Source organism: Streptomyces parvulus, assembly GCF_014648855.1.
Lineage (GTDB): Bacteria > Actinomycetota > Actinomycetes > Streptomycetales > Streptomycetaceae > Streptomyces > Streptomyces parvulus.
In genome coordinates this window covers 503,490-528,996 of record NZ_BMRX01000002.1, presented here as the reverse complement: position 1 = coordinate 528,996, position 25,507 = coordinate 503,490, and the positions used below count along the sequence as shown (strand labels likewise).

The following is a 25,507-nucleotide window of genomic DNA, read 5'->3' as shown; positions in this document are numbered from 1 at the left end:
ATCCCTGCGCAAGGAGCAGACCCCATGTCCAACCCGGAAGCGGGCCAGGGCGCTTCGGTGCGCCGGGTGCTCGCGGTGATCCCCGCGCGCGGCGGCTCCAAGGGAGTGCCCGCGAAGAACCTCGCCCCCGTCGGCGGCGTCCCCCTGGTGGCCCGCGCGGTGCGCGAGTGCCGGGCCGCCCGCCTGGTGACGGACGTCGTCGTCTCCACGGACGACCAGACGATCGCCGCGGCCGCCCGGGAGGCGGGCGCCGAGGTCGTGCTGCGGCCCGCCGCCATCGCCGGCGACACGGCCACCTCCGAGGCCGCCGTGCTGCACGCCATGGACGCCCACGAGGCGCTGCACGGCTCCGCCGTCGACGTGGTGCTGCTCGTGCAGTGCACCAGCCCCTTCATCGTCCGCGAGGACATCGACGGGGTGGCCGGCGCGGTCGCCGAGGCCGGCGCCGACACCGCGGTGACGGTGGCGCCGTTCCACGGCTTCGTGTGGCGCGACGGCGGCGACGAGGCCGAAGGCGAAGGGGCCGACGGCGGCTACGGCGTCAACCACGACAAGTCGTACCGCCCCCGCCGCCAGGACCGCCCCCAGGACCTGCTGGAGACCGGCGCCGCCTACGCCATGGCCGCCCCCGGCTTCCGCAAGCACGGGCACCGCTTCTTCGGCCGCACCGAACTGGTCCGCACCGACCCGGCCCGCGTCCTGGAGATCGACGACCCGCACGACCTGGCCCGCGCCCGGGCCCTGGCGCCGCACTTCGACGCCGCCCGGCCCGGCGCCCTCCCGACCGCGCGGGACATCGACGCGGTCGTCCTCGACTTCGACGGCACCCAGACCGACGACCGGGTGCTGATCGACTCCGACGGACGGGAGTTCGTCTCCGTGCACCGCGGCGACGGACTCGGCATCGCGGCCCTGCGCCGCAGCGGCCTGACGATGCTGATCCTGTCCACGGAGGTGAACCCGGTCGTCGCCGCCCGCGCGCGCAAGCTCAAGCTCCCCGTGCTGCACGGCATCGACCGCAAGGACCTCGCGCTCAAGCAGTGGTGCGAGGAGCAGGGCATCGCGCCCGAACGCGTGCTCTACGTCGGCAACGACGTCAACGACCTCCCGTGCTTCGCCCTCGTCGGCTGGCCCGTGGCGGTCGCCAGCGCCCACGACGCCGTACGCGGCGCGGCCCGCGCGGTCACCACCGTCCCCGGCGGTGACGGCGCCATCCGGGAGATCGCGAGCTGGCTGCTCGGCCCCTCGCTCGACTCCCACGACACCCCCGACTCCCTCGACACCCCCACGATCACCCAGCCCAGGTAAGGAACCGCTGTCATGAGCACCAACTCCCGCATCCGCACCTTCGGTACCCGCGAGGCCGGCCCCGGCCGCCCCGTCTACGTCACCGGCGAGATCGGCATCAACCACAACGGCGAGCTGGAGAACGCCTTCAAGCTGATCGACGCCGCCGCCGAGGCCGGCTGCGACGCCGTCAAGTTCCAGAAGCGCACCCCCGAGATCTGCACCCCGCGCGACCAGTGGGACATCGAGCGGGACACCCCCTGGGGGCGGATGACGTACATCGACTACCGCCACCGCGTGGAATTCGGCGAGGACGAGTACCGCCAGATCGACGAGTACTGCAGGACCAAGAACATCGACTGGTTCGCCTCCCCGTGGGACACCGAGGCCGTGGCCTTCCTGGAGAAGTTCGACGTCCCCGCCCACAAGGTCGCCTCCGCCTCGCTGACCGACGACGAGCTGCTGCGCGCCCTGCGCGCCACCGGCCGCACCGTCATCCTCTCCACCGGCATGTCCACCCCGAAGCAGATCCGCCACGCGGTCGAGGTCCTGGGCAGCGACAACATCCTGATGTGCCACGCCACGTCGACGTACCCGGCGCAGGCCGAGGAGCTGAACCTGCGGGTCATCAACACCCTCCAGCAGGAGTACCCGAACGTCCCGATCGGCTACTCCGGCCACGAGACCGGCCTGCAGACCACGCTCGCCGCCGTCGCCCTCGGCGCCACCTTCGTCGAGCGCCACATCACCCTCGACCGCGCCATGTGGGGCTCCGACCAGGCCGCCTCCGTCGAGCCGCAGGGCCTGACCCGCCTGGTCCGCGACATCCGCACCATCGAGGCCTCCCTCGGCGACGGCGTCAAGAAGGTCTACGAGTCCGAGCTGGGCCCGATGAAGAAGCTGCGCCGCGTCACCGGCGTCGTCGCGGAGGCGGAGATCGCCGACGCCGCCGGCGAGCCCGTCAACGTCTGACACCAGGCCCCACCACCCCACCAGGCCCTCACCACGGGACGGTCGTACGCCGATGAGCCCCCGCGCCGGGAATGCCGGCCCCCGCACTCTCGCCTTCGTCGAGAGCCCGGTACAACTGCTGAACGTGCTGGAGTGGGCGCACACCCGCGCACCCGGCGCGGAGCTCACCCTCGTGGTGCTGTCCCCGGTGGACCCGATGACCCGGGGCCAGCTGCGCCGCATGGCGGAACTGGCCCGCAAGGAGGGCCACACGATCCGCTGGGAGGAGGCCCGGGGCGGCGCCACGGCCCCCTTCCGCACGGTCGGCGGCCTCACCACCGCCCTGCGCCAGGCCGAACGGGTCGTGATGGGCGACCCGTTCTCCCGCTACGTCCAACTGCTCCTGACCATCACCCGCGCCCACGACCTCGTGGTCGTCGACGACGGCACCGCCACGATGGAGTTCGTCACCCAGCTCGCCCACGGCGAGCGCCTGGTGCGCTGGCACCGCAAGGGCAGCCGGCCCGGCCCGCGCGACCTGCTCTTCGCACCCGTCTCCCGGTCCGCCCGGCACCGCCTCACCCCGACCCCCGGCCGGCAGGTCTCGGTCTTCTCCTCGATGCCGATCGAGGACGTCCCGGACGGCGTCACCGTCACCGCGAACGACTTCGCCTGGACCCGCGCCCGCTTCGGCCCGCCGCGCATCACCAAGGGCGCCGACATGGTCGGCACCTCCCTGGTCGAGACGGGCGTGGTCGAGGCCGACCGCTACCTGGACGCCGTACGCGGCCTGGCGAAGGCGCACGGGGCCGCCCGCTACTTCGCCCACCGCCGCGAGAGCGCCGAGAAGCTGCACCGGCTGGCCGTGGAGACGGGCCTGCAGATCGTCCGCCCCGACCTCCCGCTGGAGCTGATCGCCCGCCGCGGCCCGATCGGCCGAACGGTCGTCAGCTTCCCCTCCACCGTCGTGCACACCCTCCCGCTGGCCCTGGCGGGCACCGACGTGCGCGTCGCGGTCTGCGACATCGACCCCGCCTGGCTCACCGAGCACGCGTCGCCGCGGGCCAGGGGCTTCCTGTCCGGGGTCACCGGCTCGGCGCGCGACGTCCACCGGCTGTCGGCGGTGGCGAGCGCGGGGTAGCGGGCGTGGGCCCCGCGCGGCCCAGCTCACGTGGACGGTCCAGCGTGGCTCAGCCGTACCGTGGTATCCGTGAGGGGAGCAAGTAAACAGAAAAGACGGAGCCGGGTGCCGAGGCCAGAAGCGGGTGAGTGTACCCACCCCCGTTGAGAGCCATGCGCCGAGCGGCCAACTTTCTTTCCCCTAACGGGCTGAAATTTTGTTGATCGTGGGACAGTTGACCGCCCCGGCGTCCTACCCTTCAGAGGGTGAAGCAACTGATGTCCCGTGAGACCGAGGCCGATCCGTCAGCGGAAGCGCAGCTTCCCGGTACCTTGCCCGAGGCGCTGCGCGCGGAGCTCGTGGCGTTCCGCCGCGACCTGCACATGCACCCCGAGCTGGGCAACCAGGAGTTCCGGACCACCGCCGCGATCAAGGAACGGCTCGAACGGGCCGGCCTCAAGCCGCGCGTGCTTCCCGTCGGAACCGGGCTCGTCTGCGACATCGGCACCAACAACGCGTCGGGCGTATGGTCCGGCGGGCCGCGCATGCTCGCGCTGCGGGCCGACATCGACGCCCTGCCCATCCCGGACACCAAGAGCGAGTGCGCGTACCGCTCCCAGGTGCCCGACCGCGCCCACGCCTGCGGGCACGACGTGCACACCACCGTCGTCCTCGGCGCCGGTCTCGTCCTCGCCGCCCTGCACGAGCGGGGCCTGCTGCCCCGGCCGGTGCGGCTGGTCTTCCAGCCCGCGGAGGAGGTGCTGCCCGGCGGCGCCGCCGACGCCATCGAGGGCGGCGCCCTGGACGGGGTGCGCCGCATCCTGGCCGTGCACTGCGACCCCCGGGTGGACGCCGGGCGGATCGGACTGCGGGTGGGGCCCATCACCTCCGCCTGCGACCGGCTGGAGATCGCCCTCGACGGACCCGGCGGCCACACCGCCCGCCCGCACCTGACCACCGACCTGGTCACCGCCGCCGCGCGGGTGGTCACCGACGTGCCCTCGCTCGTCGCCCGGCGCGTGGACAGCCGCAGCGGCCTCGCCCTGACCTGGGGACGGATCGAGTCCGGCCACGCCCCGAACGTCATCCCGCAGCACGCCGAACTCGCGGGGACCGTCCGCTGCCTCGACCTCGACGCCTGGCGCCAGGCCCCCGATCTGGTAGTGGGCGCCATCGACGAGATCGCCAACCTGTACCGGGCGAAGTCCGAGATCACCTACGTGCGCGGGGTGCCGCCGGTGGTCAACGAGGTGACCAGCGTCGAACTCCTCCAGACCGCCATGATCGCCCGGCTCGGCACGGACTCCGTGGAGAGCACCGAGCAGAGCCTGGGCGGCGAGGACTTCTCCTGGTACCTGGAGCACGTGCCCGGCGCCATGGCCCGCCTCGGCGTCCGCCCGCCCGGCGAGCGGACCATCCGCGACCTGCACCAGGGCGACTTCGACGTGGACGAGAACGCCATCACCGTCGGCGTGGAGATGTTCACCGCGGCGGCCCTGATCGACGCCGTGCACTGAGCGGCGCGGGCCCGCCCCGCGCCCCGGCGCCCCATTCGCGGCCGTTCGATCCGGTCGTTCACAAGGCCGTAACCGGCCATCGGCACGAATGGGTAACGGCCCTGCGGAACCCCGTTCCCAGGAGGTTCTACGCGCGTTAATGTGCGCCGAACCGAGCGCCCGCTGCGGGGCTTTGGAGAATGGGGAACTTCAGATGCGTCGGACATCGAGACTGATCCGCGTCGCGGTGGGGGCCGCGTCGCTCGCACTCGCCGCCACCGCCTGCGGAGGCACCAGCAGCGACAGCGGCGACGGCAAGGACGACAAGGGCCTCGCCATCGCGTACGACATCGGCGGCAAGGGCGACCAGTCCTTCAACGACGCCGCGTACGCCGGTCTGGAGCGGGCGAAGAAGGAGTTCGGCTACAAGACCGCCGACATCGAGCCCACCGACGGTGAGACGGACGCCGACAAGGAACAGCGGCTCACCTCCCTGGCCAAGCAGGGCTACAACCCGGTCATCGGCGTCGGCTTCGCGTACGGCCCGGCGATGAAGGCGGTCGCCGCCAAGTACCCGGACACCACCTTCGGCATCGTCGACTCCGTGGTCGAGGGCAAGAACGTGGCGTCCCTCGTCTTCGCCGAGAACGAGGCCTCCTACCTCGCCGGCGTCGCCGCCGCCAAGGCCACCAAGACCAAGACCGTGGGCTTCGTGGGCGGCGTGGACGTCCCGCTGATCCACAAGTTCGAGGCGGGCTACGAGCAGGGCGTCAAGGACACCGACCCGAAGGTCAAGGTCATCTCGCAGTACCTGACGCAGACCGCCGAGGAGGGCGGCTTCTCCAGCCCCGACAAGGGCCGCGCGGCGGCCGAGGGCCAGATCGAGAAGAAGGCCGACGTCGTCTACCAGGCGGCCGGGCTGTCCGGGCAGGGCGTGATCGAGGCGGCCGCCAAGGCCAAGGTCTGGGCCATCGGCGTCGACTCGGACCAGTACGAGCAGGAGGCCCTCGCGGCCTACAAGGACTACATCCTGACCTCCGCCCTCAAGGACATCAACGGGGCGGTCTACGCGCTCGCCAAGTCCGTCGAGGACGAGAAGCCGCTGACCGGCACCCAGACCTTCGACCTGAAGTCGGACGGGGTGGGCCTGTCCGACAGCAACCCGAAGTTCGCCGGGATCCCGGGCGCGCAGGACGCCGTGGCCAAGGCCAAGGAGGGCATCACCGGCGGTTCGATCAAGGTGAAGACCGAGTAGAAGGCACCGGTACGGCACGACGTCGAAGCGGGCGGGCGCCCCGGGTGCCCGCCCGCTTCCGCATGCCTCGGCCGGCCCCGCCAACGGGCCGGGACGTCACCCTCCGCCACCCTCCGTTTGCGTCCGGCAAGCCTTTCGGCCCCGGCCGCGGCCCCTAGCTCACGGGCGGATAACAAGGTGGACAGAAGGGGTTTTCAGGCAGGTCTACGCGCGTTAATCTGCGGCGAAACCAGCGCCGCAGCCGAACCGTCCCCGGCGCTCGTACGACAGGAGCACCAGACATGCGCCGGATTTCCCGGATCACGGTCGCAGGCGCAGCGACCGCCTCCCTGGCCCTCGCGCTCTCCGCCTGCGGTGGTACCTCGACCTCCTCCGGGTCGGACTCCGACGGCGACAAGGGCCTCGCCATCGCCTACGACGTCGGCGGCAAGGGCGACCAGTCCTTCAACGACGCCGCGTACGCGGGCCTGGAGCAGGCGAAGAAGGAGTTCGGCTACGAGACGGCCGACGTCGAGCCCACCGACGGTGAGACGGACGCCGACAAGGAGCAGCGCCTGGTCTCGCTGGCCAAGCAGGGCCACAACCCGGTCGTGGGCGTCGGCTACGCGTACGCCGCCGCGATCAAGAGCGCCGCCGAGAAGTACCCGGACACCACCTTCGGCATCGTGGACGACGCCACGATCGAGTCGAAGAACGTCGCGGACCTGGTCTTCAACGAGGAGCAGGCCTCCTACCTCGCCGGCGTCGCCGCGGCCAAGAGCACCAAGACCGACACCGTGGGCTTCGTGGGCGGCGTGGACATCCCGCTGATCCACAAGTTCCAGGCCGGCTTCGCGCAGGGCGTCAAGGACACCGACCCGAAGGTCAAGGTCCTCTCCCAGTACCTGACGCAGACCGCGGAGGAGGGCGGCTTCTCCAGCCCCGACAAGGGCAAGACCGCCGCCGAGGGCCAGATCGAGAAGAAGGCGGACGTCGTCTACGCGGCCGCCGGCCTCTCCGGCCAGGGCGTGATCGAGGCCGCCGCCGCCAAGAAGATCTGGGCGATCGGCGTCGACTCCGACCAGTACAAGCAGGAAGCCCTCGCCAAGTACAAGGACTACATCCTGACTTCGGCCACCAAGGACGTCGCCAAGGCCGTATACAACCTCGCGAAGTCGGTCGAGGACGGCAAGCCGGAGACCGGTATCGTTCGGGGCGATCTGAAGTCCGGCGAGGTCGGTCTCTCGGACTCCAACCCGAAGTTCGCGGACGACGCCGAGCTCCAGGCAGCCATCAAGACGGCCAAGGAGAAGATCATCAGCGGCGAGATCAAGGTCAAGAGCAGCTGACCAGCAACACCTCGAACAGCGTGTAACCGCGCCGGTCGCACCGATCGACGGGGTACGGGGAGGACGTCCGCGGCCCTCCCCGTACCCCGTCGTGCCGATGTGCCGCCGCCGCTTTTAGATGCCGTAGGGGCGCTACGCGCGTAGACGGCCCCCGTCCCCAGGAGTGTGCGCCATCAACGCGTCCAGCAGCCCTCCGGCCAAAGCGGCGGTCAACGAACCGGTGACCGCCGTCGAACTCGCCGGGATCACCAAGCGCTTCCCCGGCGTCGTGGCCAACCACGACATCCACCTCACCGTCCGCAAGGGCACCGTGCACGCCCTCGTCGGCGAGAACGGCGCCGGCAAGTCGACGCTGATGAAGATCCTCTACGGCATGCAGAAGCCGGACGAGGGCACCATCGCCGTCGACGGCGAGAACGTCGCCTTCTCCTCGCCCGCCGACGCCATCGCCCGCGGCATCGGCATGGTCCACCAGCACTTCATGCTCGCCGACAACCTCACGGTCCTGGAGAACGTGGTCCTCGGCAGCGAGAAGCTGTACGGCATCGGCGCCAAGGCCCGCCGCAAGATCAAGGAGATCTCCGAGCGGTACGGCCTGGGCGTCAAGCCCGACCTCCTGGTCGAGGAGCTGGGCGTCGCCGCCCGGCAGCGCGTGGAGATCCTCAAGGTCCTCTACCGCGGCGCCCGCACGCTGATCCTCGACGAGCCGACCGCCGTGCTCGTGCCGCAGGAGGTGGACGCCCTCTTCGACAACCTGCGCGGACTCAAGGCCGAGGGCCTGTCCGTCATCTTCATCTCCCACAAGCTGGGCGAGGTCCTGTCGGTCGCCGACGACATCACCGTCATCCGCCGGGGCACCACCGTCGGCACCGCCGTCCCCGCCGAGACCACCCCGCGCCAGCTCGCCGAGCTGATGGTCGGCAGCGAACTGCCCACCCCGGAGACGGCGGAGTCCACGGTCACCGACCGCGCGGTCCTCACCGTCGACACGCTGCGCCTGGCCGCGCCCGGCGGCAAGGCCCTCCTCGACGACATCTCCTTCACCATCCACGCCGGCGAGGTGCTGGGCATCGCCGGCGTCGAGGGCAACGGCCAGACCGAACTGGTCGACGCGCTCATCGGCCTGCGCCACGCCGACTCCGGCGCGATCCGCTTCCTCGACCAGGACATCACGGCGCTGCCCACCCGCAAGCGCCGCGAGCAGGGCGTCGGCTACATCCCCGAGGACCGCCACCGCCACGGGCTGCTCCTGGAAGCGCCCCTGTGGGAGAACCGCATCCTCGGCCACGTCACCGAGAAGCCCAACAGCAAGGGCGTCTGGCTGGACCCGAAGGGCTCCCAGGAGGACACCCGGCGCATCGTCGAGACGTACGACGTCCGCACCCCGGGCATCGACGTCACCGCCGCCTCGCTGTCCGGCGGCAACCAGCAGAAGCTGATCGTCGGCCGCGAGATGAGCCACAAGCCGCGCTTCCTGATCGCCGCCCACCCCACCCGCGGTGTGGACGTCGGCGCCCAGGCCGCGATCTGGGACCACATCCGCGAGGCCCGACGCGAGGGCCTCGCCGTGCTGCTGATCTCCGCCGACCTGGACGAGCTGATCGGCCTGTCCGACACTCTCCGGGTGATCTACGACGGCAGGCTCGTGGCCGACGCCGACCCGGCCTCCATCACCCCCGAGGAGCTGGGCTCGGCGATGACCGGCGCCGCGAGCGGCCACCTGGAACACGAAGAGACGCCGACCGACGACGGTCCGGGTGCGGAAGACGAGGCCCGATGATGAAGAAGTTCGACAAGGAGCGCGTGCTCCTCGCGGTGGCCGGGCCGGTCATCGCGCTCGCCGTGGCCTTCGTGCTCAGCGCGATCGTCCTGATCGCCTCGGGCAAGAACCCGGTCGAACCGTTCGCCCTGATGTTCGAGCAGGCCGGGTTCTCCGACATCCAGGTCCTGATCATCAACCAGGCGTCGATGTACTACATCGCCGCCCTGGCGGTCGCCATCGGCTTCCGGATGAACCTGTTCAACATCGGCGTCGACGGCCAGTACCAGCTCGCCGCCATGACGGCCGCCATCGTCGGCGCGCACGCGAATCTCCCGGCCTTCCTCCAGATCCCGCTGCTGCTCCTGACGGCCGTCCTCACCGGTGCCTTCTGGTCCGGCATCGCGGGCATCCTGAAGGTCACCCGCGGCGTCAGCGAGGTCGTCGCGACGATCATGCTCAACGCCATCGCCACCTCCGTGATCGGCTACCTGTGGCTGCCGGACGTCTTCGGCGTCAAGATCGGCAACAACAACACCACCGGCGAGATGCACGAGTCCGGCTGGATCCCCGGCATCGACATGGGCGCGTCCGGCGAGATCTACGGCCTGGTCGTCCTCGCCGTGCTGCTGGGCATCGGCTACTGGATCACCCTCAACCGCACCCGCTTCGGCTTCGACCTGCGCGCCTCCGGCGCCTCCGAGTCCGCCGCGGCGGCCAGCGGCGTCGACCCCAAGCGGATGGTGCTCACCGCGATGCTGCTCTCCGGCGGCCTCGCCGGTCTCGCGGGCCTCCCGATCCTGCTCGGCGACACCCACACCTACAGCCTCAACTTCCCCACCGGCATCGGCTTCCTCGGTATCGGCATCGCCCTGCTCGGCCGCAACAGCCCGGTCGGCATCGCCTTCGCCGCCCTGCTGTGGGCCTGGCTCGACAAGGCCTCGCCCGAGCTGGACTTCCACGGCTACGACAAGGAGATCGCGGTCATCATGCAGGGCCTGATCGTCCTCTCGGTCGTCGTCTCCTACGAGGCCGTCCGCGAGTGGGGCCTGCGCCGCCAGCAGCGCCGGGTGGGCGCCGAGCTGGCCGCCGGACACGTCCTCGGCGCCACCGACAACACCAAGAAGGAGGTGGCTGGCCGATGACCACCGCAACCGACCTCAACCAGCCCACGCTGGAGCACGGGGCGCCGGCCGGCCGCCGCCTGTCCCTGCCCGTCCTGATGCTGGTCATCGCCGGCGCCCTGGCCCTGACCTCGCTGGTCCGCCTGATCACCGGCGCCGACGGCATCACCAACGTCAGCCAGATGTCCACCGCGCTCCAGCTCGCCGTGCCGATCGGCCTCGCCGGCCTCGGCGGTCTGTGGGCCGAGCGCGCGGGCGTGGTCAACATCGGCCTCGAAGGCATGATGATCCTCGGCACCTGGTTCGGTGCCTGGGCCGGCTTCCAGTGGGGCCCGTGGACCGGCGTCCTCGTCGGCATCGTCGGCGGCTGCCTCGGCGGCCTGCTGCACGCCATCGTGACGATCACCTTCAACGTCAACCACATCGTCTCCGGCGTGGCCATCAACATCCTCGCCCTCGGCGCCACCCGCTACCTCGCCCCGCTCGCCTTCGAGGGCCACCAGGGCGGCTCGGCCAAGCAGTCCCCGCCGGTGGAGTCCCTCGGCCACTTCACGGTGCCGGGCCTGTCCGACGGGCTGGTGAGCCTGAACGACAAGGGCTGGTTCCTGATCTCGGACATCGCCGGCCTGCTCGGCGGCCTGGTCACCAACGTCTCCTGGCTCACCCTGATCGCCGTCGCCCTGATCCCCGCCACCTGGTGGATCCTGTGGCGCACCCCCTTCGGCCTGCGGCTGCGCTCCTGCGGCGAGAACCCGGTGGCCGCGGAGTCCCTCGGCGTCAACGTCTACAAGTACAAGTACCTGGCCGTGATCATCTCCGGCGGTCTGGCCGGCCTCGGCGGCGTCTTCCTCTCCATCGTGGCCAACCCCTTCTACCTGGAGGGCCAGACCAGCGGCCGCGGCTACATCGGCCTCGCGGCGATGATCTTCGGCAACTGGATGCCGGGCGGACTCGCCATCGGCGCCGGGCTGTTCGGCTACACCGACAGCCTCAACCTGCGCGGCGGCTCGGCCAACGTGCACGCCCTGCTGCTGCTCGGCGCGCTGCTGCTGGTGGCCGGCGCGATCTGGCTCGCGATCCGCAAGAAGTACGTGCAGGCCGCCGTCACCGTCCTCGTCGGCGCCCTGGTCTTCGCGTGGTACGCCTCCACCGACGACGTCCCGAACCAGGTCGTCTCCGCCACGCCGTACGTCGTCACCCTCGTCGTCCTCGCGCTCTCCGCCCAGCGGCTGCGGATGCCCAGGGCCAACGGCATGCCCTACCGGAAGGGGCAGGGCAAGTGACGGCCGTCGACTGGGACGGACTGCGCGGGGCCGCCCGGGACGCCATGTCCCGGGCGTACGCCCCCTACTCCGGGTACGCCGTCGGCGCCGCCGCCCTGGTCGACGACGGCCGCACGGTGACCGGCTGCAACGTGGAGAACGCCAGTTACGGCATCTCCCTGTGCGCCGAGTGCGGGCTGGTCTCCCAGCTCCGGCTGACCGGCGGCGGGCGGCTGACGCACTTCGTCTGCGTCGACGGCGAGGGCGCGGTCCTCGTCCCGTGCGGCCGCTGCCGCCAGCTGCTGCACGAGTTCGGCGGCCCGGAGCTGCTGCTCGAGACGCCGGCGGGGATCGTCCCCCTGTCGGAGATGCTCCCGCAGGCCTTCGGCCCGGACCACCTCACCAAGTAACCCCCCGCAATCCCGTAAGGAAAGCCATACATGGGCATGGACGTCATCTCCGTCATCCGCACCAAGCGGGACCGCGGCGAACTCAGCGGCGAGCAGATCGACTGGGTCATCGACGCCTACACGCGCGGCGAGGTGGCCGACGAGCAGATGTCGTCGCTGGCGATGGCGATCCTGCTCAACGGCATGAACCGCGGTGAGATCGCCCGCTGGACGGCCGCGATGATCGCCTCCGGCGAGCGCATGGAGTTCTCGTCCCTGTCCCGTCCCACCGCCGACAAGCACTCCACCGGCGGCGTCGGCGACAAGATCACCCTGCCGCTGGCGCCCCTGGTGGCGGCGTGCGGCGCGGCCGTCCCGCAGCTCTCCGGCCGGGGCCTCGGCCACACCGGCGGCACCCTGGACAAGCTGGAGTCGATCCCCGGCTGGCGCGCCCTCCTCTCCAACGAGGAGATGCTGAACGTCCTGGACACCACCGGCGCGGTCATCTGCGCGGCGGGCGACGGCCTCGCACCCGCCGACAAGAAGCTGTACGCCCTCAGGGACGTGACCGGCACGGTGGAGGCGATCCCGCTCATCGCCTCCTCCATCATGTCCAAGAAGATCGCCGAGGGCACGGGCTCCCTGGTCCTGGACGTCAAGGTCGGCTCCGGGGCCTTCATGAAGACGCTGGACGACGCCCGCGAACTGGCCTCCACGATGGTCGGCCTCGGCACCGACCACGGCGTGAAGACCGTCGCACTGCTCACCGACATGGCGACCCCGCTCGGCCTCACCGCGGGCAACGCCCTGGAGGTCCGCGAGTCCGTCGAGGTCCTGGCCGGCGGCGGCCCCGCCGACGTGGTCGAGCTGACCCTCGCCCTGGCCCGCGAGATGCTGGCCGCGGCGGGCCTGCCGGACGCCGACCCGGCGAAGGCGCTCGCCGACGGCTCCGCGATGGACGTCTGGCGCCGCATGATCGCGGCCCAGGGCGGCGACCCGGACGCGGCCCTGCCCACGTCGAAGGAGCAGCACGTGGTCAAGGCCCCCTCCTCGGGCGTCCTGACCCGCCTCGACGCCTACGACGTCGGCGTCGCCGCCTGGCGCCTCGGCGCGGGCCGCGCCCGCAAGGAGGACCCGGTGCAGGCCGCCGCGGGCGTCGAGCTGCACGCGAAGCCCGGCGACACGGTCACGGCCGGCCAGCCGCTCCTCACCCTGCACACCGACACCCCGGACCGCTTCGAGTACGCCCTCGCCGCCCTGGAGGCCTCCCACGACATCGCCCCCGCGGGCACGTCCTTCACGGCGTCGCCGGTGGTGCTGGAACGTATCGCCTGACCAGGGGATTCCTCGATCGGGTGAACGGGATCGGTAGACCTCTGCCGGTCCCGTTCGGCATGCTGGGATCGGTGACGCACCGATTGGAGAACCGCCATGAGCGCACTCACCGTGAGCCAGGAGCCCGACCGGAACTGGGACGACCTCGTCCGGTTCTGGGAGGAGATGGAATGGCCCGAGGGCAGCAAGGTGGAGATCATCGAGGGGATCATCACCGTGTCACCTGCTCCGGGACTGCCTCACAACGACATCACCGACCGGATCCAACGCCGTCTGTACGCCGTGATCCCTGACCAGTGGGGCATCTATCAGACGCTCGCGCTATCGGTCCCGTCCCGTCTCGGGATGCTCATCCCGGACCTGGTGGTGACGCAACTGCCCGACCACACCGAGTCCGACACCCACATCCCCGCTGCTCTCGCGCAGCTCGTCGTGGAAGTCACCTCGAAGTCCAACGCGCGCCACGACCGCATCAGCAAGCCCGCCGCCTACGCCACAGCCGGCATTCCGCTCTATCTCCTCGTCGACCGCTGGGCCCCCGGTGGCCCCACCGCGACGCTCTACGGTGAACCGAAGGGTGACGTGTACCGCGTGCTGGGCGCCGCCAAGTTCGGCGACCCCCTCACCCTCCCCGCGCCCTTCGACCTGACCCTCGACACCGGCGAGTTCCCCGAATCCTGACTCACCCCAGCACCGCCGCCACCCCCACCAGCACCGGCACGGACACCACCGTGGAGACCAGGATCGCGTCCCGGGCCAGGCGCTCGCCGACCTCGTAGGTCGACGCGTACGTGTACAGGTTCTGCGCGGCCGGCAGCGCCGACGTCACCACCACGTCCAGGAGTTGGGCGCCGCGCAGCCCGAACACCCCGGAGGCCAGGGCCCAGGCCACCGCGGGTTGGCCGAACGCCTTCAACGCCACCGCCAGCAGCACCGGTTCCCGGTCGGCGCCCCGCATGGGCATCGTGGAACCGCACAGTGAGATGCCGAAGGCGAGCAGGACCGCCGGCACCGACATGTTGCCGATCAGCGTCAGCGGGTCCATGACCGGGGCCGGCACCCGCAGTCCGGTCGCGGCGACGGCGACGCCGGCCAGGGAGCCCAGCGCGATCGGATTGCGCAGCGGTGTCAGCAGCCGCCGCCACAGCGGGCCCTTGGCGCCCCCGCCCGACAGGTCCAGGATCGTCACCGCGACCGGCGTCACCAGCACCAGCTGGAACAGCAGCACCGGTGCCACCAGCGACGCGTCGCCGAGCACGTACACCGCGATCGGGATGCCGAGGTTGCCGGAGTTGACGTAACCGGAGCACAGCGCGCCGATCGTCGTCCGGCCCACGCCCCAGCGGCGTACGACGCCCACCGCGACGAAGACTCCGGCCACCGCCACCGTGGACAGCGCCGTCACCAGGAGCCGGCTGGAGAAGACCACCGAGAGGTCGGCCGTCGCGAGGGTGGTGAACAGCAGGGCGGGGGAGGCCACGTGGAAGGCGAGCCTGGTCAGCACCTCGCGTCCCTGCGGGCCGAGGTGGCCGCGCAGGCCGAGGACGTAGCCGACGGCGATGACGACCGCGATGACCGCGAACCCGGTCAGCACCCCTTGCACGGCGGCGCCCCTTCGGCGGGGACGGACACGTCCGGCGGCACGGCGGGGCACGGCGATGCATGGGGCATACAGCAAACCCTCGGGCGGCGGGCGTGCGCAGGTCAATGTGATCTCTGCCGACGGCCACCGATGAGTTCGGGGCGCACGCCGGGTCTACCGCACGTGGACGCCGTGACACCCGCCGTACTCGTGCTGCCGGGGCCCGTCTCCCGAGGGGAGACACCCCGGCTCTGCGACGAGGCACGCGCGCTGCTGGAAGCCACCCGCGCCGGGGTGATCGTCTGCGACGTCGGGGGGCTCGGACCGCCGGGGCTGGCGGTCGTCGACCTGCTGGCCCGCCTGGAGCTGACCGCCCGGCGGGTGGGTGGCCGGATACGGCTGCGGGACCCCGATCCCGCCCTGCACGCGCTACTGGACCTGGTCGGCCTCCGCTTCGAGACGGAGGGGCAGGTCGAACAGCGGGAACCACCGCTTCGTGTCGAGGAAGCAGTGGAACCCGGTGATCCGGCCGTCTGAGATCTCCAGCACCTGGACCGCCCACGGCGTGTACCCGCCCGCCTCGGGGTCCGGCTTGTAGTGCGCGAAGGCGGGCAGCCCGTTGGCCTCCACCCGCACCAGCCGGGAATCCGCGCAGGCCGCGCCGAGCGTCGTCATGAAGCCGGTGATGTCCTCGGGACCGGCCAGCCAGAGGTCGAACGGCGGCATCGTCATCACCGCGTCCTCGTGCAGCAGCGCCGTCAGCGCCGTCATGTCGTAGCCCTCGAAGGCGGCGACGTAGCGCTCCAGGAGCTTCTGCTGCTCCTCGTCCAGCGGGTCGGAGACGGCCGCGCCGTCCCCGCGGTCCGCCCGGTCGGCGAGGGTGGCGCGGGCGCGCTGGAGGGCGCTGTTGACCGACGGGACCGAGGTGCCGAGCAGCTCGGCGACCTCGCTCGCCTTCCAGGCCAGCACCTCGCGCAGGATGAGCACCGCGCGCTGCTTGGGCGGCAGCTGCTGGAGGGCGGCCATGAAGGCCAGCCGCACGGACTCCTTGGCCACTGCGGCCTCGGCCGGGTCCGCGGTCGAGGGCAGCACGCGCGCGTCGGGCATCGGCTCCAGCCAGGTGTGGTCCGGGCGGGGGGACAGGGCCGCCTGGGCGAGGGGGGTGGACTCCGTCAGGTCCATCGGTCTGGCCCGCTTGTTGCCCGCGGAGAGCATGTCCAGGCAGACGTTGGTCGCGATGCGGTAGAGCCAGGAGCGGAGGCTGGAGCGGCCCTCGAACTTGTCATAGCTGCGCCAGGCGCGGACCAGGGTGTCCTGCACCGCGTCCTCGGCCTCGAAGGAGGAGCCGAGCATCCGGTAGCAGTACCCGGTCAGCTCGGTCCGGTGCTTCTCCAGCGCGGAGTCCAGCTCCGTCGTCATGGTGCTGTTGGTCATCGTCCACCCACCCCTGTGGCCGTCCCGAGTGCGCGTCTTCGCGCCCCGCACTTCGGAAGCTACCGCAGGGGACTGACAATGGCCTGTGCAGCGAATGAAACCGCAGGTGGAAGCGGTCCCGCAGCACCGGCCCCGCCCGCCGCGGAGCCGGGTCGCGCCCGACGGCCGCCCGGGGAGGGGCGTCAGGCGCCCGCCGCGGCCGTCCCCGCGACCCGGCGGGCCGCCAGGGAGCCCGTCACCGTGATGGCCACGACGCCCAGGACCGCCAGGAGGCCGACGCCGACCGTGCCGGTCCAGCCGCCGGAGTGGAAGGCCAGGGCGCCCACCGTGCTGCCCGCGCTGGAGCCGACGTAGTAGGCGGACTGGTACAGGGCCGAGGCCTGGGCGCGGCCGTGCTGGGCGGTCTTGCCGACCGCCGAGGAGGCCACCGCGTGGCCGGCGAAGAAGCCCGCGGTGATCAGCACCAGGCCGAGCAGGACCAGGGGCAGCGAGGAGGCGAGGGAGAGCAGCAGGCCCGCGGCCGTCGTGCCGCCGCCGAGGTACAGCGCGCCGCGCCGGCCCAGGCGGCCGACCAGGCGGCCCGCCGTCGACGCGGAGACCGTCCCCACCAGGTAGACCAGGAAGATCGAGCCGACCAGGCCCTGCGGAAGGGAGAACGGCGCCTCCGTCAGGCGGTAGCCGATCACCGTGTAGACGCCGCCGAAGACCGTCATGAACAGCGCGCCGATCGCGTACAGGCGCCGCAGCAGCGGGTTGGCGAGGTGGTCGCGGACCGTGCGGACCAGGACCCGCGGCCGCAGCGAGCCCGCCCGGAAGTGCTTCGGCGCCGGCAGCAGCAGCCGGAAGGCCACCGCGCACGCCACCGCCACGGCGCCGATCACGCCGACGGCGATCCGCCACCCCCACTCCTGCGCCACCCAGCCGGTGATGACCCGCCCGCTCATCCCGCCGACGCTGTTCCCCGCGACGAACAGGCCGATCGCGGTGACCAGCGCACGCGGCGTGACCTCCTCCGCGAGATACGCCGTCGCCGAGGCCGGCAGCCCCGCCAGCGCGGCGCCCTGCACCGCGCGCAGCGCGACCAGCGCCGGCAGCGAGGGGGCGAAGGGCACCAGCAGCCCGACGGTCACCGCGACCGCCAGCGACGCCGTCATGACCGTACGCCGCCCGAACCGCTCCGAGAGCGCGCTCATCGGCAGCACGAACACCGCCAGACCACCGGTCGCGGCGGCCACCGTCCAGCTCGCGTCGCTCGCCGTGACACCCATGTCGCCGGAGATCAGCGGCAGCAGCGCCTGCGTGGAGTACAGCAGCGCGAAGGTCGCGACACCCGCGAGGAAGAGGGCGAGGCTCATCCGGCGGTAGCCGGGGCCGCCCGGGGCCATGCGCGAGTCGGACGTGTCGGGGACGGAGACTGCGGATGCGGCGCCCACGGTGGTGGACGCCCCGGTATCGGCGGGAGTCATACCGTGACCGTACGAAGCCCCCGACTCATCCGTCCAATGCATGGAATGGCCATAATCGTTCCCATGGTGCATCAGCCGAGCTCACGGCCCCGCCTGTCACGGTCCGGTGACACAGAAGACATCGTCACGCTGCTCGCGCCCCGCCTCGCGCACTTCGCCGGCGTGGCCCGCACCGAGCACGTGACCCGGGCCGCGCAGGAGATGAACGTCCCCCAGTCCACCCTCTCCCGCGCCCTGGTCCGGCTCGAAGCGGATCTCGGCGTCGACCTCTTCGTCCGGCACGGCCGCACCCTCGCGCTGACCGTCGCCGGGCGCACCTTCCTCGGCTCGGTCGAACGGGCCCTCGCCGAGGTCGAACGCGCCGCCGAGGAGGTCCGCGCGGACGCCGACCCCGCCACCGGCAAGGTCGCCTTCGGGTTCCTGCACACCATGGGCGCCGAGACCGTGCCAGGCCTGCTGCACGCCTTCCGCGCCGACCACCCGCGCGTCCGCTTCAGCCTCGTGCAGAACTACGGCGAGGCCATGCTGGAGCGCCTGCGCGCCGGGGAACTCGACCTCTGCCTGACCTCCCCGGTCCCGGACGCCCCCGACCTGGTCGCCCGCCGGCTCGACGAGCAGAAACTGCGCCTGGTGGTACCGGCCGACCACCCCCTGGCCGCGCGCAAACGCATCCGCCTGGCCGAGGCGGCCGACGAGAACTTCGTGACCCTGGAGCCCGGTTACGGCCTGCGCCACATCACCGACGCCCTGTGCGCGGAGGCCGGTTTCCGCCCCAGGGTCGCCTTCGAGGGCGAGGAGGCGGAGACGCTGCGCGGCCTGGTCGCCGCCGGGCTGGGCGTCGCCCTGCTGCCGCCGCCCGCCGTCGACCGCCCCGGCGTGGTCGAGCTGACGGTCACCGCCCCGCGCGCCGCCCGGGAGATCGGCGTCGCCTGGCTGGCGGGGCGTGCGGACACCCCGCCCGTCGCCGCGTTCAAGAAGTTCCTGCTCTCCAGGAGGGGGAGCCTGCTGCCGTCCTGACCCGGGGCCCGCCCCGCCCGGTCCCTGCCGGCGTCCCGTCCGGCCCCTACCGGCGTAAGGACTTGCCGAACCCCACCGCGAGCGGCATCCGCAGCCCCAGCGGCGGCGGCGCGGCCAGCGCGTCCTCCACGGGGCGAGAGAAGGACTGCCCGAAGAGGGACCCCATCACGAAGTCCTCCGCCAGCGCGGCGACTTCCTCCCGGTACTGCCGCAACCCGTGCCCGTCGGAATGCACTTCGAACCGGCACACCGCGCGGTTGGCCTTCTTCGCCCGCGAGGCCAGCCGGAAGGACAGTTCGGGGTCGCTGCGCTCGTCGTTGGTGCCGTGCACGATCAGCACCCGCCGGCCGACCAGCTGCTTCACCGGTTCGGGCGGCGCGGCCACGTCCTCGTCCGGCAGCCAAGGGGCGATGGCGAGCACCGAGTTGACGGCGTCGTGTCCGGCCGCGCGCAGCGCCGCCCGGCCGCCCATGCCGACGCCGGCCAGGCAGACGGGCACGTCGCCGTAGCGCCGTACCGCCTCGTCGGCGGCCCAGCCGGCGTCCCGGGCGAGGTGCGCCTCGGTGCCGTTCCAGCCGCGGTAGCGGTAGTGCACGACGTGCGCGGCCAGCCCCTCGCCCCGCCCCGCGCGCGCCACCCGGCGCCCCAACGTCCTTACGGAGGCGGCCGCCAGCAGCGGCGACGGCCGGCGGCTGGACACCTCGTCGCCGCCCGGGAGCAGCAGCACCACCCCGCTGACCGCCGTGCCCTCCGGACCGAGCGTCCGCCCCAGCCGGGCCTGGCGGACCGGCGTCGCTTGCTGTGCCATGACAGAACATTCTCAGAAGAGCGGGTGTACGCCACCTGTCCGTGCAATCACCGTTACATATCGGCGGCGCTGTACACCGGGGCGCCTCGTTCCCCTCCCGCATTCACGTCCTCGTACGTTCGCCCGGCGCTCTACGCGCGTAGGAGTTAGAGTGCGGAAATGACGAGCCAGAACACCGCGAAGAGCGCCGCGGGGAACGCGGCGCAGGCAGGGAAGGCGCCGACCGCGGACCGGATCCGCCGGGCGCCGAAGGTTCTGCTGCACGACCACCTCGACGGCGGGCTGCGCCCCGGCACGGTCGTCGACCTCGCCCGGGAGAACGGATACCGGGACCTTCCCGAGACCGATCCCGACCTGCTCGGCGCCTGGTTCCGGCAGGCCGCCGACTCCGGTTCGCTGGAGCGGTACCTGGAGACCTTCTCGCACACCGTCGGCGTCATGCAGACCCGCGACGCCCTCGTCCGCGTCGCCGCCGAGTGCGCCGAGGACGGCGTCGTCTACGCCGAGGTGCGCTACGCCCCCGAGCAGCACCTGGAGGGCGGCCTCACCCTCGAAGAGGTCGTCGAGGCCGTCAACGAGGGCTTCCGCGAGGGCGAACGGCGCGCCCGGGAGAACGGCCACCGCATCCGCGTCGGCGCCCTGCTCACCGCGATGCGGCACGCCGCCCGCTCGCTGGAGATCGCCGAACTCGCCAACCGCTACCGCGACCTGGGCGTTGTCGGCTTCGACATCGCCGGCGCCGAGGCCGGACACCCGCCCACCCGGCACCTGGACGCCTTCGAGTACCTGAAGCGCGAGAACAACCACTTCACCATCCACGCCGGCGAGGCCTTCGGGCTGCCGTCGATCTGGCAGGCGCTCCAGTGGTGCGGCGCCGACCGGCTCGGGCACGGCGTGCGCATCATCGACGACATCCAGGTGCACGAGGACGGCACCGTCAAGCTCGGCCGGCTCGCCTCCTACGTCCGGGACAAGCGGATCCCCCTGGAGCTGTGCCCCAGCTCCAACCTCCAGACCGGCGCCGCCGACTCCTACGCCGAGCACCCCATCGGGCTGCTGCGCCGGCTGCACTTCCGCGTCACCGTGAACACGGACAACCGGCTGATGTCCCACACCGGCATGAGCCGGGAATTCGAGCACCTGGTCGACGCGTTCGGTTACACGCTCGACGACATGCAGTGGTTCTCCGTCAATGCGATGAAATCAGCGTTCATTCCTTTCGATGAACGACTAGCCATGATCAATGACGTCATCAAGCCCGGATATGCCGAGCTGAAATCCGAATGGCTGTTCCAGCAGACCGCTTCGACCAGCGACTATTCGGAGGATGCGGGCTGAGGGAGGCTGCACGGTAATACGCGAACGCGGACCGGCTTTCACAATCCGTCCGCATTTCGATGTTTGCCGCACGGGGCGGGGCGTGTTTACGGTCGGGGACCGCTCACATCCCCGTCACCCCATTACGAGGACGCATTTCATGAAGCAGTCTGCTGCCAAGACCCTCGGTGTCGCCGCGCTCGGTGCCGCCTTCGCCGCCGCCGGTGCCGGCGCGGCCACCGCGGCCCCCGAGCTCCCGGACACCGCGCAGACGGTGGACTCCGTCGCCCGCACGCTCCCCGCGGAGACCGTCTCCCAGGTGGCGCCCGGCGCGGGCAACGTGCTGGAGCAGGGCCGCCGCATCGCCGGCACCGGCCTGACCGCCGCCCAGCCGGTCGCGGAGCAGGTGCTCGCCGAGCAGCTCTCCGAGGGCCCGACCGAGCCGGTCGCCAAGCTCCTCGGCGGTGTGCCGGTGCAGGGGCTGCCCACCCAGGGCCTGCCGGTCAACGGCCTCCCGCTGGGCGGCTGAGTCCCGCCCTCCCCGCACGCGCCGACGGGGCGCGCCCGGTCTCGCCGGGCGCGCCCCGTCGGCGTACCGGAGGGGGAGGCGCGTACGTCACCAGGCCGTGCGCGCCGCCTTCTCCTCGGAGGGGAGCAGCAGCCACAGGGCCAGGTAGAGCAGGAACTGCGGGCCGGGCAGCAGGCAGGAGACCACGAAGATCACCCGCATCGTGGTGGTGGAGGTGCCGAAGCGCCGGGCCAGCGCGGCGCACACTCCGCCGATCATGCGGCCGTGGGTGGGGCGGGCGAGGCGGGACATCGCGGCTCCTTCGTGAGCGTGTGGGTGGGGCTGCCGTCCGGCTTCCCCTTCATCTGCCCTCCACGCTACGGAGACGAACGGAACAAAGCGTCGCTCTACGGGGCGATCCCGACCCTGGGAATCGTCGGGGTCCGACCCTGAGCGGGCTCCTCCCGGGGTACGTCATGGCCTCCCCGCCGCCCATACCTGCGGCGGAGCCGGGCGCGGCACGCCGGGACGACCGCCAGGTGCGCGAGCGCCACGCCCGCCGTGTTCAGCAGCAGCGAGTCCACGTCGACGACCTGGCCCGGCACCCCGGTCTGCAGCAGCTCGATCCCCAGCGACAGCAGGGTGGCCGCCGACACGGTGCGCAGCAGCGAGGCGAGCGGCGAACCCGCCAGCCGTCCCCCGGCCATCGGCAGCAGCACGCCGAGCGGCGCCAGCAGCGCGAGCGACCCGCCGAGCGAGCGGACCGCCGCGGGCCAGCCCAGCGCCACGTCGGCACGGATCCCGTCGAAGGGGCGCAGGTTGGGCGGCAGGACCCAGGGGACGTCCAGGGGGCGCAGCGTGTACCAGGCGACGAACGCGAGATGTGCGACCAGGAGGACACTTCCTGTCACACGGATGCGGAGCGCGGCGCTGCCGCCGAGGAACCCATGACGCTGCACGTCCCCCTAGACGCGGCCGCCGCCGCGCGCGGTTCCGGCCGCCGGCGGGCGGGGGTGAGGCCTGCGCCACACGGTCCCCGCGCGCCGGGCGTCAGCCCTCCTCGACCTCGGTGGACCGCGGCTCGTTGCTGCCCGGCCGGGTCCGGACGTCGTCCGTGCAGGCGTACCGGCGCGCCGGCGCGTCGCCGGGCCCGGCCAGGACGACCGAGCCGTCCCCCTCGCCCGCCGCGGAGTCGGAGAAGGTGCACACCACCTGGGCGAGGGCGTACGACGTGAGGTCGCCGGGCGCGGTGCTCAGGCGCAGGGTGTCGGCGGGGTCCCCGGAGCGCGGGCCGGTGACCGCGATGCCGCGGCGCACGTCGGTCGTGTACCCGGCCTCCTTCTCGGCGGGCGACGGCGGCGCGGTGAGCTGGTCCAGCAGGCCCTGCGCCACCAGCGCCCGGCGCCCCGAGTCCGAAGCGCCCTCCGGCACCGGCACCGTGCGGTCGACCGCCACCAGCGACGAGCCGCACAGCAGGAACACCTGGGCCGGCACACCGGACGCCCCCTCCACCGGCGCGTTCGGCTCGGCGAGCGAGCAGCGCACCCGCGACGGCGCGGGACCGTAGTCGGTGGGCACCTCCGTGGCGCGGATGCCGCACCCGGCGAGCAGTGCGAGCAGTGCGGTCAGCGCGGCCGGCACCGCGAGCCCGGGCAGTCCCGGCAGGCGGCGTACGGTCATCAGGCCCGTCCCTTCGCGTCCTTGCCCCTGTCCCCGTCGTCCGGGGCGCCCCCGGAGCCGCCGTCCCCGGCGTCACCGGCCTCGTCGTCCGCGGCCGGCGACGGGTCCTGCGGCAGCCGCAGCACGAACACCGCACCCCCCTCGGGCGAGTTCTCGGCGGTGATCCCGCCGCCGTGGATGTGCGCGTTCTCCAGGGCGATCGACAGGCCGAGCCCGCTGCCCTCGGAGCGCGGCCGGGAGGCGCTGGCCTTGTAGAAGCGGTCGAAGACGTGCGGCAGGACGTCCTCGGGGATACCGGGGCCGTGGTCGCGCACCCGGATGACGATCTCGTCGTCCGCCCGCGCCACCGACACCCGCACCGGCGAACCGCCGTGCTTGAGCGCGTTGCCGATCAGGTTGGCCAGGATCACGTCGAGCCGGCGCGGGTCGAGGCGGGCGTGGATGCCGCGCTCGGCGTCCAGGTCGACGGCGTCCAGCCAGGCGCGGGCGTCGATACAGGCGGTGATCTGGTCGGCGACGTCGACGTCGTCCAGGACCAGCCGGGCGGTGCCCGCGTCGAAGCGGGTGACCTCCATCAGGTTCTCCACGAGGTCGTTCAGCCGCCGGGTCTCGCTCACCACCAGCCGCACGGCGGGCTCGACCATGGGGTCGAAGCTGCCGCCCTCGCCCTCGAACTCCAGCTCCTCCTCCAGGACCTCCGTCACGGCCGTGAGCGCCGTCAGCGGCGTCCGCAGCTCGTGGCTCATGTCCGCGACGAAGCGCCGGGAGGCCTGCTCGCGGCCCGCCATGTCCGCGACCCGTTTCTCCAGGTTCTCGGCGGCGCTGTTGAACGTCCGCGACAGGTCGGCCAGTTCGTCGGTGCCGGACACCCGCAGCCGGGTGTCGAGCCGGCCCTCGCCCAGCCGCCGCGCCGCCACCCCCAGCCGGTGCACGGGCTTGAGCACGGTCGTCGCCAGCGCCTGCGCGAGCAGCGCGGAGCCGAGCAGGGCGAGGGCGGTGGCGATCCCAAGCGACCAGGCGAGCGAGTTGAGGTCCTTGGCCTCGGGCTCCAGCGATTTCAGCATGTAGCCGGTCGGCCCGCCGCCGATCACCCTGGTGCCGGCCACCAGGTACGGGGTGTCGCCCTCGGTGACCCGCTGCCAGTACAGGTGGTACGGGTGCTTGTTGGCCGAATTGACCTTCTGCTCCTTGTTCACCGCGGTGCGCAGCGACTCGGGCACGTCGGCCAGCGCGAAGCCGCCGAGGCCGCCGGAACTGCCGTACACGGTGTCCCCGTCGGCGTCCTCGGCCACCAGCAGCACGCCGAACCGCTGGCTGCTGTTGGCCATCTGCCCCGCGGTGTGCTGCAACTCGTCCTGCGTGGGGTGCTCGGAGAGCGCACCGGCCCGGTTCTGCATCTCCTGCTCGAAGTCGCGCAGCACGGCGTCCTGGGTGCGGGTGAGCACCGCCTCCCGGTTCAGCCAGTAGGCGATGCCGGAGGCGGAGACGGCGGCGGTCAGCGCGACCAGGCCGAAGACGAGGACCAGCCGCAGCCGCAGGCTGGTGAAGCGCAGCCCGGACCAGACTCCCTTGCGAGCCGCGGTCCAGCCGCGTGAACCCCCCTGGTGCTCCTCCGTCACTGAGGCGGATCCAGCCGGTAGCCGACACCGCGCACGGTACGGATCAGGGTCGGGGACGACGGCACGTCCTCGACCTTGGCGCGCAGCCGCTGCACGCAGGCGTCCACCAGCCGGGAGTCGCCGAGGTAGTCGTGCTCCCAGACCAGCCGCAGCAGCTGCTGGCGGGAGAGCGCCTGCCCCGGCCGCCGGCTCAGTTCGAGCAGCAGCCGCAGCTCGGTCGGGGTGAGCTGGAGGTCCTCGCCGTTCTTCGTCACGGTCATCGCCGAACGGTCGATGACCAGGCCGCCGAAGCTCGCCGAGTCGCTCGACTCCCGTTCGCCGCGGCGCAGCACGGCCCGGATGCGGGCGTCCAGCACCCTGCCCTGGACCGGTTTGACGACGTAGTCGTCGGCGCCCGACTCGAGGCCGACGACGACGTCGATGTCGTCGTTGCGCGCGGTCAGCAGGATGATCGGCAGCTGGTCGGTGCGCCGGATGCGGCGGCACACCTCGAAGCCGTCGATGCCGGGCAGCATCACGTCCAGCACGATCAGGTCCGGCCGCTGTTCGCGCAGCAGCTTCAGACCGTCCTCACCGCTGGCAGCGGTGGCCACCCGGTGACCCTGGCGGCTCAGGGAGAGCTCCAGGGCCGTGCGGATGGCGTCGTCGTCCTCGATCAGCAACAGGGAAGGCACGGGCTCATTCTGGCCCATGGAGGGGCCGCTGTTCGACCTGTGGGTACGGAAGCGGCCCCGGGGCGCCGCCGGACCCTGTGAAGGAACGGTGATCCA

25 protein-coding genes are annotated in these 25,507 nt (G+C 72.1%); 16 read left to right on the top strand and 9 right to left on the bottom strand.

Annotated features, from left to right (window positions below):
• Positions 1–24 precede the first annotated feature (24 nt).
• From IE108_RS05375 to IE108_RS05320, 12 genes are all read left to right on the top strand, one after another.
• The gene (locus IE108_RS05375; protein ID WP_064729488.1) at positions 25–1,308 is read left to right on the top strand and encodes an N-acylneuraminate cytidylyltransferase; all 1,284 of its coding nucleotides are present in this window, start codon (positions 25–27) and stop codon (positions 1,306–1,308) included.
• Between the two features lie 12 nt (positions 1,309–1,320).
• Positions 1,321–2,259, top strand: a complete 939-nt coding sequence (locus IE108_RS05370) for an N-acetylneuraminate synthase family protein (protein WP_064729489.1) — start codon at positions 1,321–1,323, stop codon at positions 2,257–2,259.
• A gap of 52 nt (positions 2,260–2,311) precedes the next feature.
• On the top strand, positions 2,312–3,379 hold the full coding sequence (locus IE108_RS05365; RefSeq protein WP_064729490.1) for a hypothetical protein: 1,068 nt from the start codon (positions 2,312–2,314) through the stop codon (positions 3,377–3,379).
• A 257-nt stretch (positions 3,380–3,636) separates the two neighbouring features.
• A complete protein-coding gene (locus IE108_RS05360) occupies positions 3,637–4,875 on the top strand; it encodes a M20 family metallopeptidase (RefSeq protein ID WP_064729491.1) in 1,239 nt (412 codons plus the stop codon).
• A 193-nt stretch (positions 4,876–5,068) separates the two neighbouring features.
• The gene (locus IE108_RS05355) at positions 5,069–6,109 is read left to right on the top strand and encodes a BMP family lipoprotein (RefSeq protein ID WP_064729492.1); all 1,041 of its coding nucleotides are present in this window, start codon (positions 5,069–5,071) and stop codon (positions 6,107–6,109) included.
• A 281-nt stretch (positions 6,110–6,390) separates the two neighbouring features.
• A complete protein-coding gene (locus tag IE108_RS05350; RefSeq protein WP_064729493.1) occupies positions 6,391–7,437 on the top strand; it encodes a BMP family lipoprotein in 1,047 nt (348 codons plus the stop codon).
• Between the two features lie 220 nt (positions 7,438–7,657).
• The gene (locus IE108_RS05345) at positions 7,658–9,217 is read left to right on the top strand and encodes an ABC transporter ATP-binding protein (RefSeq protein WP_064729494.1); all 1,560 of its coding nucleotides are present in this window, start codon (positions 7,658–7,660) and stop codon (positions 9,215–9,217) included.
• Positions 9,217–10,341: an ABC transporter permease gene (locus tag IE108_RS05340; RefSeq protein WP_064729495.1), complete on the top strand. Its 1,125-nt coding sequence runs from the start codon at positions 9,217–9,219 to the stop codon at positions 10,339–10,341. Before IE108_RS05345 ends, IE108_RS05340 begins: the two co-directional genes overlap by 1 nt.
• Positions 10,338–11,603: an ABC transporter permease gene (locus IE108_RS05335; protein ID WP_064729496.1), complete on the top strand. Its 1,266-nt coding sequence runs from the start codon at positions 10,338–10,340 to the stop codon at positions 11,601–11,603. The genes IE108_RS05340 and IE108_RS05335 overlap by 4 nt, the downstream gene beginning before the upstream one ends.
• On the top strand, positions 11,600–11,992 hold the full coding sequence (locus IE108_RS05330; RefSeq protein WP_064729497.1) for a cytidine deaminase: 393 nt from the start codon (positions 11,600–11,602) through the stop codon (positions 11,990–11,992). The genes IE108_RS05335 and IE108_RS05330 overlap by 4 nt, the downstream gene beginning before the upstream one ends.
• A 30-nt stretch (positions 11,993–12,022) precedes the next feature.
• Positions 12,023–13,306 (top strand): thymidine phosphorylase, encoded by a 1,284-nt coding sequence (locus IE108_RS05325; protein WP_064729498.1) that lies wholly within the window; start codon positions 12,023–12,025, stop codon positions 13,304–13,306.
• 96 nt (positions 13,307–13,402) lie between these two features.
• The gene (locus tag IE108_RS05320; RefSeq protein WP_064729499.1) at positions 13,403–13,987 is read left to right on the top strand and encodes a Uma2 family endonuclease; all 585 of its coding nucleotides are present in this window, start codon (positions 13,403–13,405) and stop codon (positions 13,985–13,987) included.
• Position 13,988: 1 nt separating this feature from the next.
• On the opposite strand, the gene IE108_RS05315 is transcribed toward IE108_RS05320, so the two are convergent.
• On the bottom strand, positions 13,989–14,909 hold the full coding sequence (locus IE108_RS05315; protein WP_064729500.1) for an AEC family transporter: 921 nt from the start codon (positions 14,907–14,909) through the stop codon (positions 13,989–13,991).
• 129 nt (positions 14,910–15,038) lie between these two features.
• Here IE108_RS05315 and IE108_RS05310 point away from each other — a divergent pair, with 129 nt between their 5' ends.
• On the top strand, positions 15,039–15,425 hold the full coding sequence (locus IE108_RS05310) for an STAS domain-containing protein (protein WP_079163644.1): 387 nt from the start codon (positions 15,039–15,041) through the stop codon (positions 15,423–15,425).
• On the opposite strand, the gene IE108_RS05305 is transcribed toward IE108_RS05310, so the two are convergent.
• Positions 15,318–16,322 carry a sigma-70 family RNA polymerase sigma factor gene (locus IE108_RS05305; protein ID WP_064729502.1) on the bottom strand — a complete coding sequence of 335 codons (1,005 nt, stop codon included), beginning with the start codon at positions 16,320–16,322 and terminating at the stop codon, positions 15,318–15,320. The two genes, IE108_RS05310 and IE108_RS05305, sit on opposite strands and share 108 nt — an antisense overlap.
• A gap of 182 nt (positions 16,323–16,504) precedes the next feature.
• Positions 16,505–17,788 carry an MFS transporter gene (locus IE108_RS05300; RefSeq protein ID WP_064729503.1) on the bottom strand — a complete coding sequence of 428 codons (1,284 nt, stop codon included), beginning with the start codon at positions 17,786–17,788 and terminating at the stop codon, positions 16,505–16,507.
• Positions 17,789–17,851: 63 nt separating this feature from the next.
• On the opposite strand from IE108_RS05300, the gene IE108_RS05295 reads away from it, so the two are divergent.
• Positions 17,852–18,805 carry a LysR family transcriptional regulator gene (locus tag IE108_RS05295; protein ID WP_064729504.1) on the top strand — a complete coding sequence of 318 codons (954 nt, stop codon included), beginning with the start codon at positions 17,852–17,854 and terminating at the stop codon, positions 18,803–18,805.
• Positions 18,806–18,851: 46 nt separating this feature from the next.
• Here the strand turns inward: IE108_RS05295 and IE108_RS05290 are convergent, their stop codons facing one another.
• The gene (locus IE108_RS05290) at positions 18,852–19,613 is read right to left on the bottom strand and encodes an alpha/beta hydrolase (RefSeq protein WP_064729505.1); all 762 of its coding nucleotides are present in this window, start codon (positions 19,611–19,613) and stop codon (positions 18,852–18,854) included.
• 159 nt (positions 19,614–19,772) lie between these two features.
• On the opposite strand from IE108_RS05290, the gene IE108_RS05285 reads away from it, so the two are divergent.
• On the top strand, positions 19,773–20,951 hold the full coding sequence (locus tag IE108_RS05285; RefSeq protein ID WP_064729506.1) for an adenosine deaminase: 1,179 nt from the start codon (positions 19,773–19,775) through the stop codon (positions 20,949–20,951).
• A 139-nt stretch (positions 20,952–21,090) separates the two neighbouring features.
• Entirely contained in the window at positions 21,091–21,459 is a 369-nt protein-coding gene (locus tag IE108_RS05280; RefSeq protein WP_064729507.1) for a hypothetical protein, read from the top strand.
• Positions 21,460–21,546: 87 nt separating this feature from the next.
• Here IE108_RS05280 and IE108_RS05275 read toward each other — a convergent pair whose 3' ends face one another.
• From IE108_RS05275 to afsQ1, 5 genes are all read right to left on the bottom strand, one after another.
• Positions 21,547–21,750 (bottom strand): PspC domain-containing protein, encoded by a 204-nt coding sequence (locus IE108_RS05275; protein WP_064729508.1) that lies wholly within the window; start codon positions 21,748–21,750, stop codon positions 21,547–21,549.
• A gap of 95 nt (positions 21,751–21,845) precedes the next feature.
• Entirely contained in the window at positions 21,846–22,397 is a 552-nt protein-coding gene (locus IE108_RS05270) for a VanZ family protein (protein WP_064729509.1), read from the bottom strand.
• A gap of 91 nt (positions 22,398–22,488) precedes the next feature.
• Complete coding sequence (locus tag IE108_RS05265; protein ID WP_064729510.1) at positions 22,489–23,118, bottom strand: hypothetical protein; 630 nt, start codon at positions 23,116–23,118, stop codon at positions 22,489–22,491.
• Positions 23,118–24,737 carry an ATP-binding protein gene (locus tag IE108_RS05260; protein ID WP_064729511.1) on the bottom strand — a complete coding sequence of 540 codons (1,620 nt, stop codon included), beginning with the start codon at positions 24,735–24,737 and terminating at the stop codon, positions 23,118–23,120. The genes IE108_RS05265 and IE108_RS05260 overlap by 1 nt, the downstream gene beginning before the upstream one ends.
• A complete protein-coding gene (afsQ1, locus tag IE108_RS05255) occupies positions 24,734–25,411 on the bottom strand; it encodes a two-component system response regulator AfsQ1 (RefSeq protein ID WP_159394623.1) in 678 nt (225 codons plus the stop codon). Before afsQ1 ends, IE108_RS05260 begins: the two co-directional genes overlap by 4 nt.
• Between the last annotated feature and the right edge of the window lie 96 nt (positions 25,412–25,507).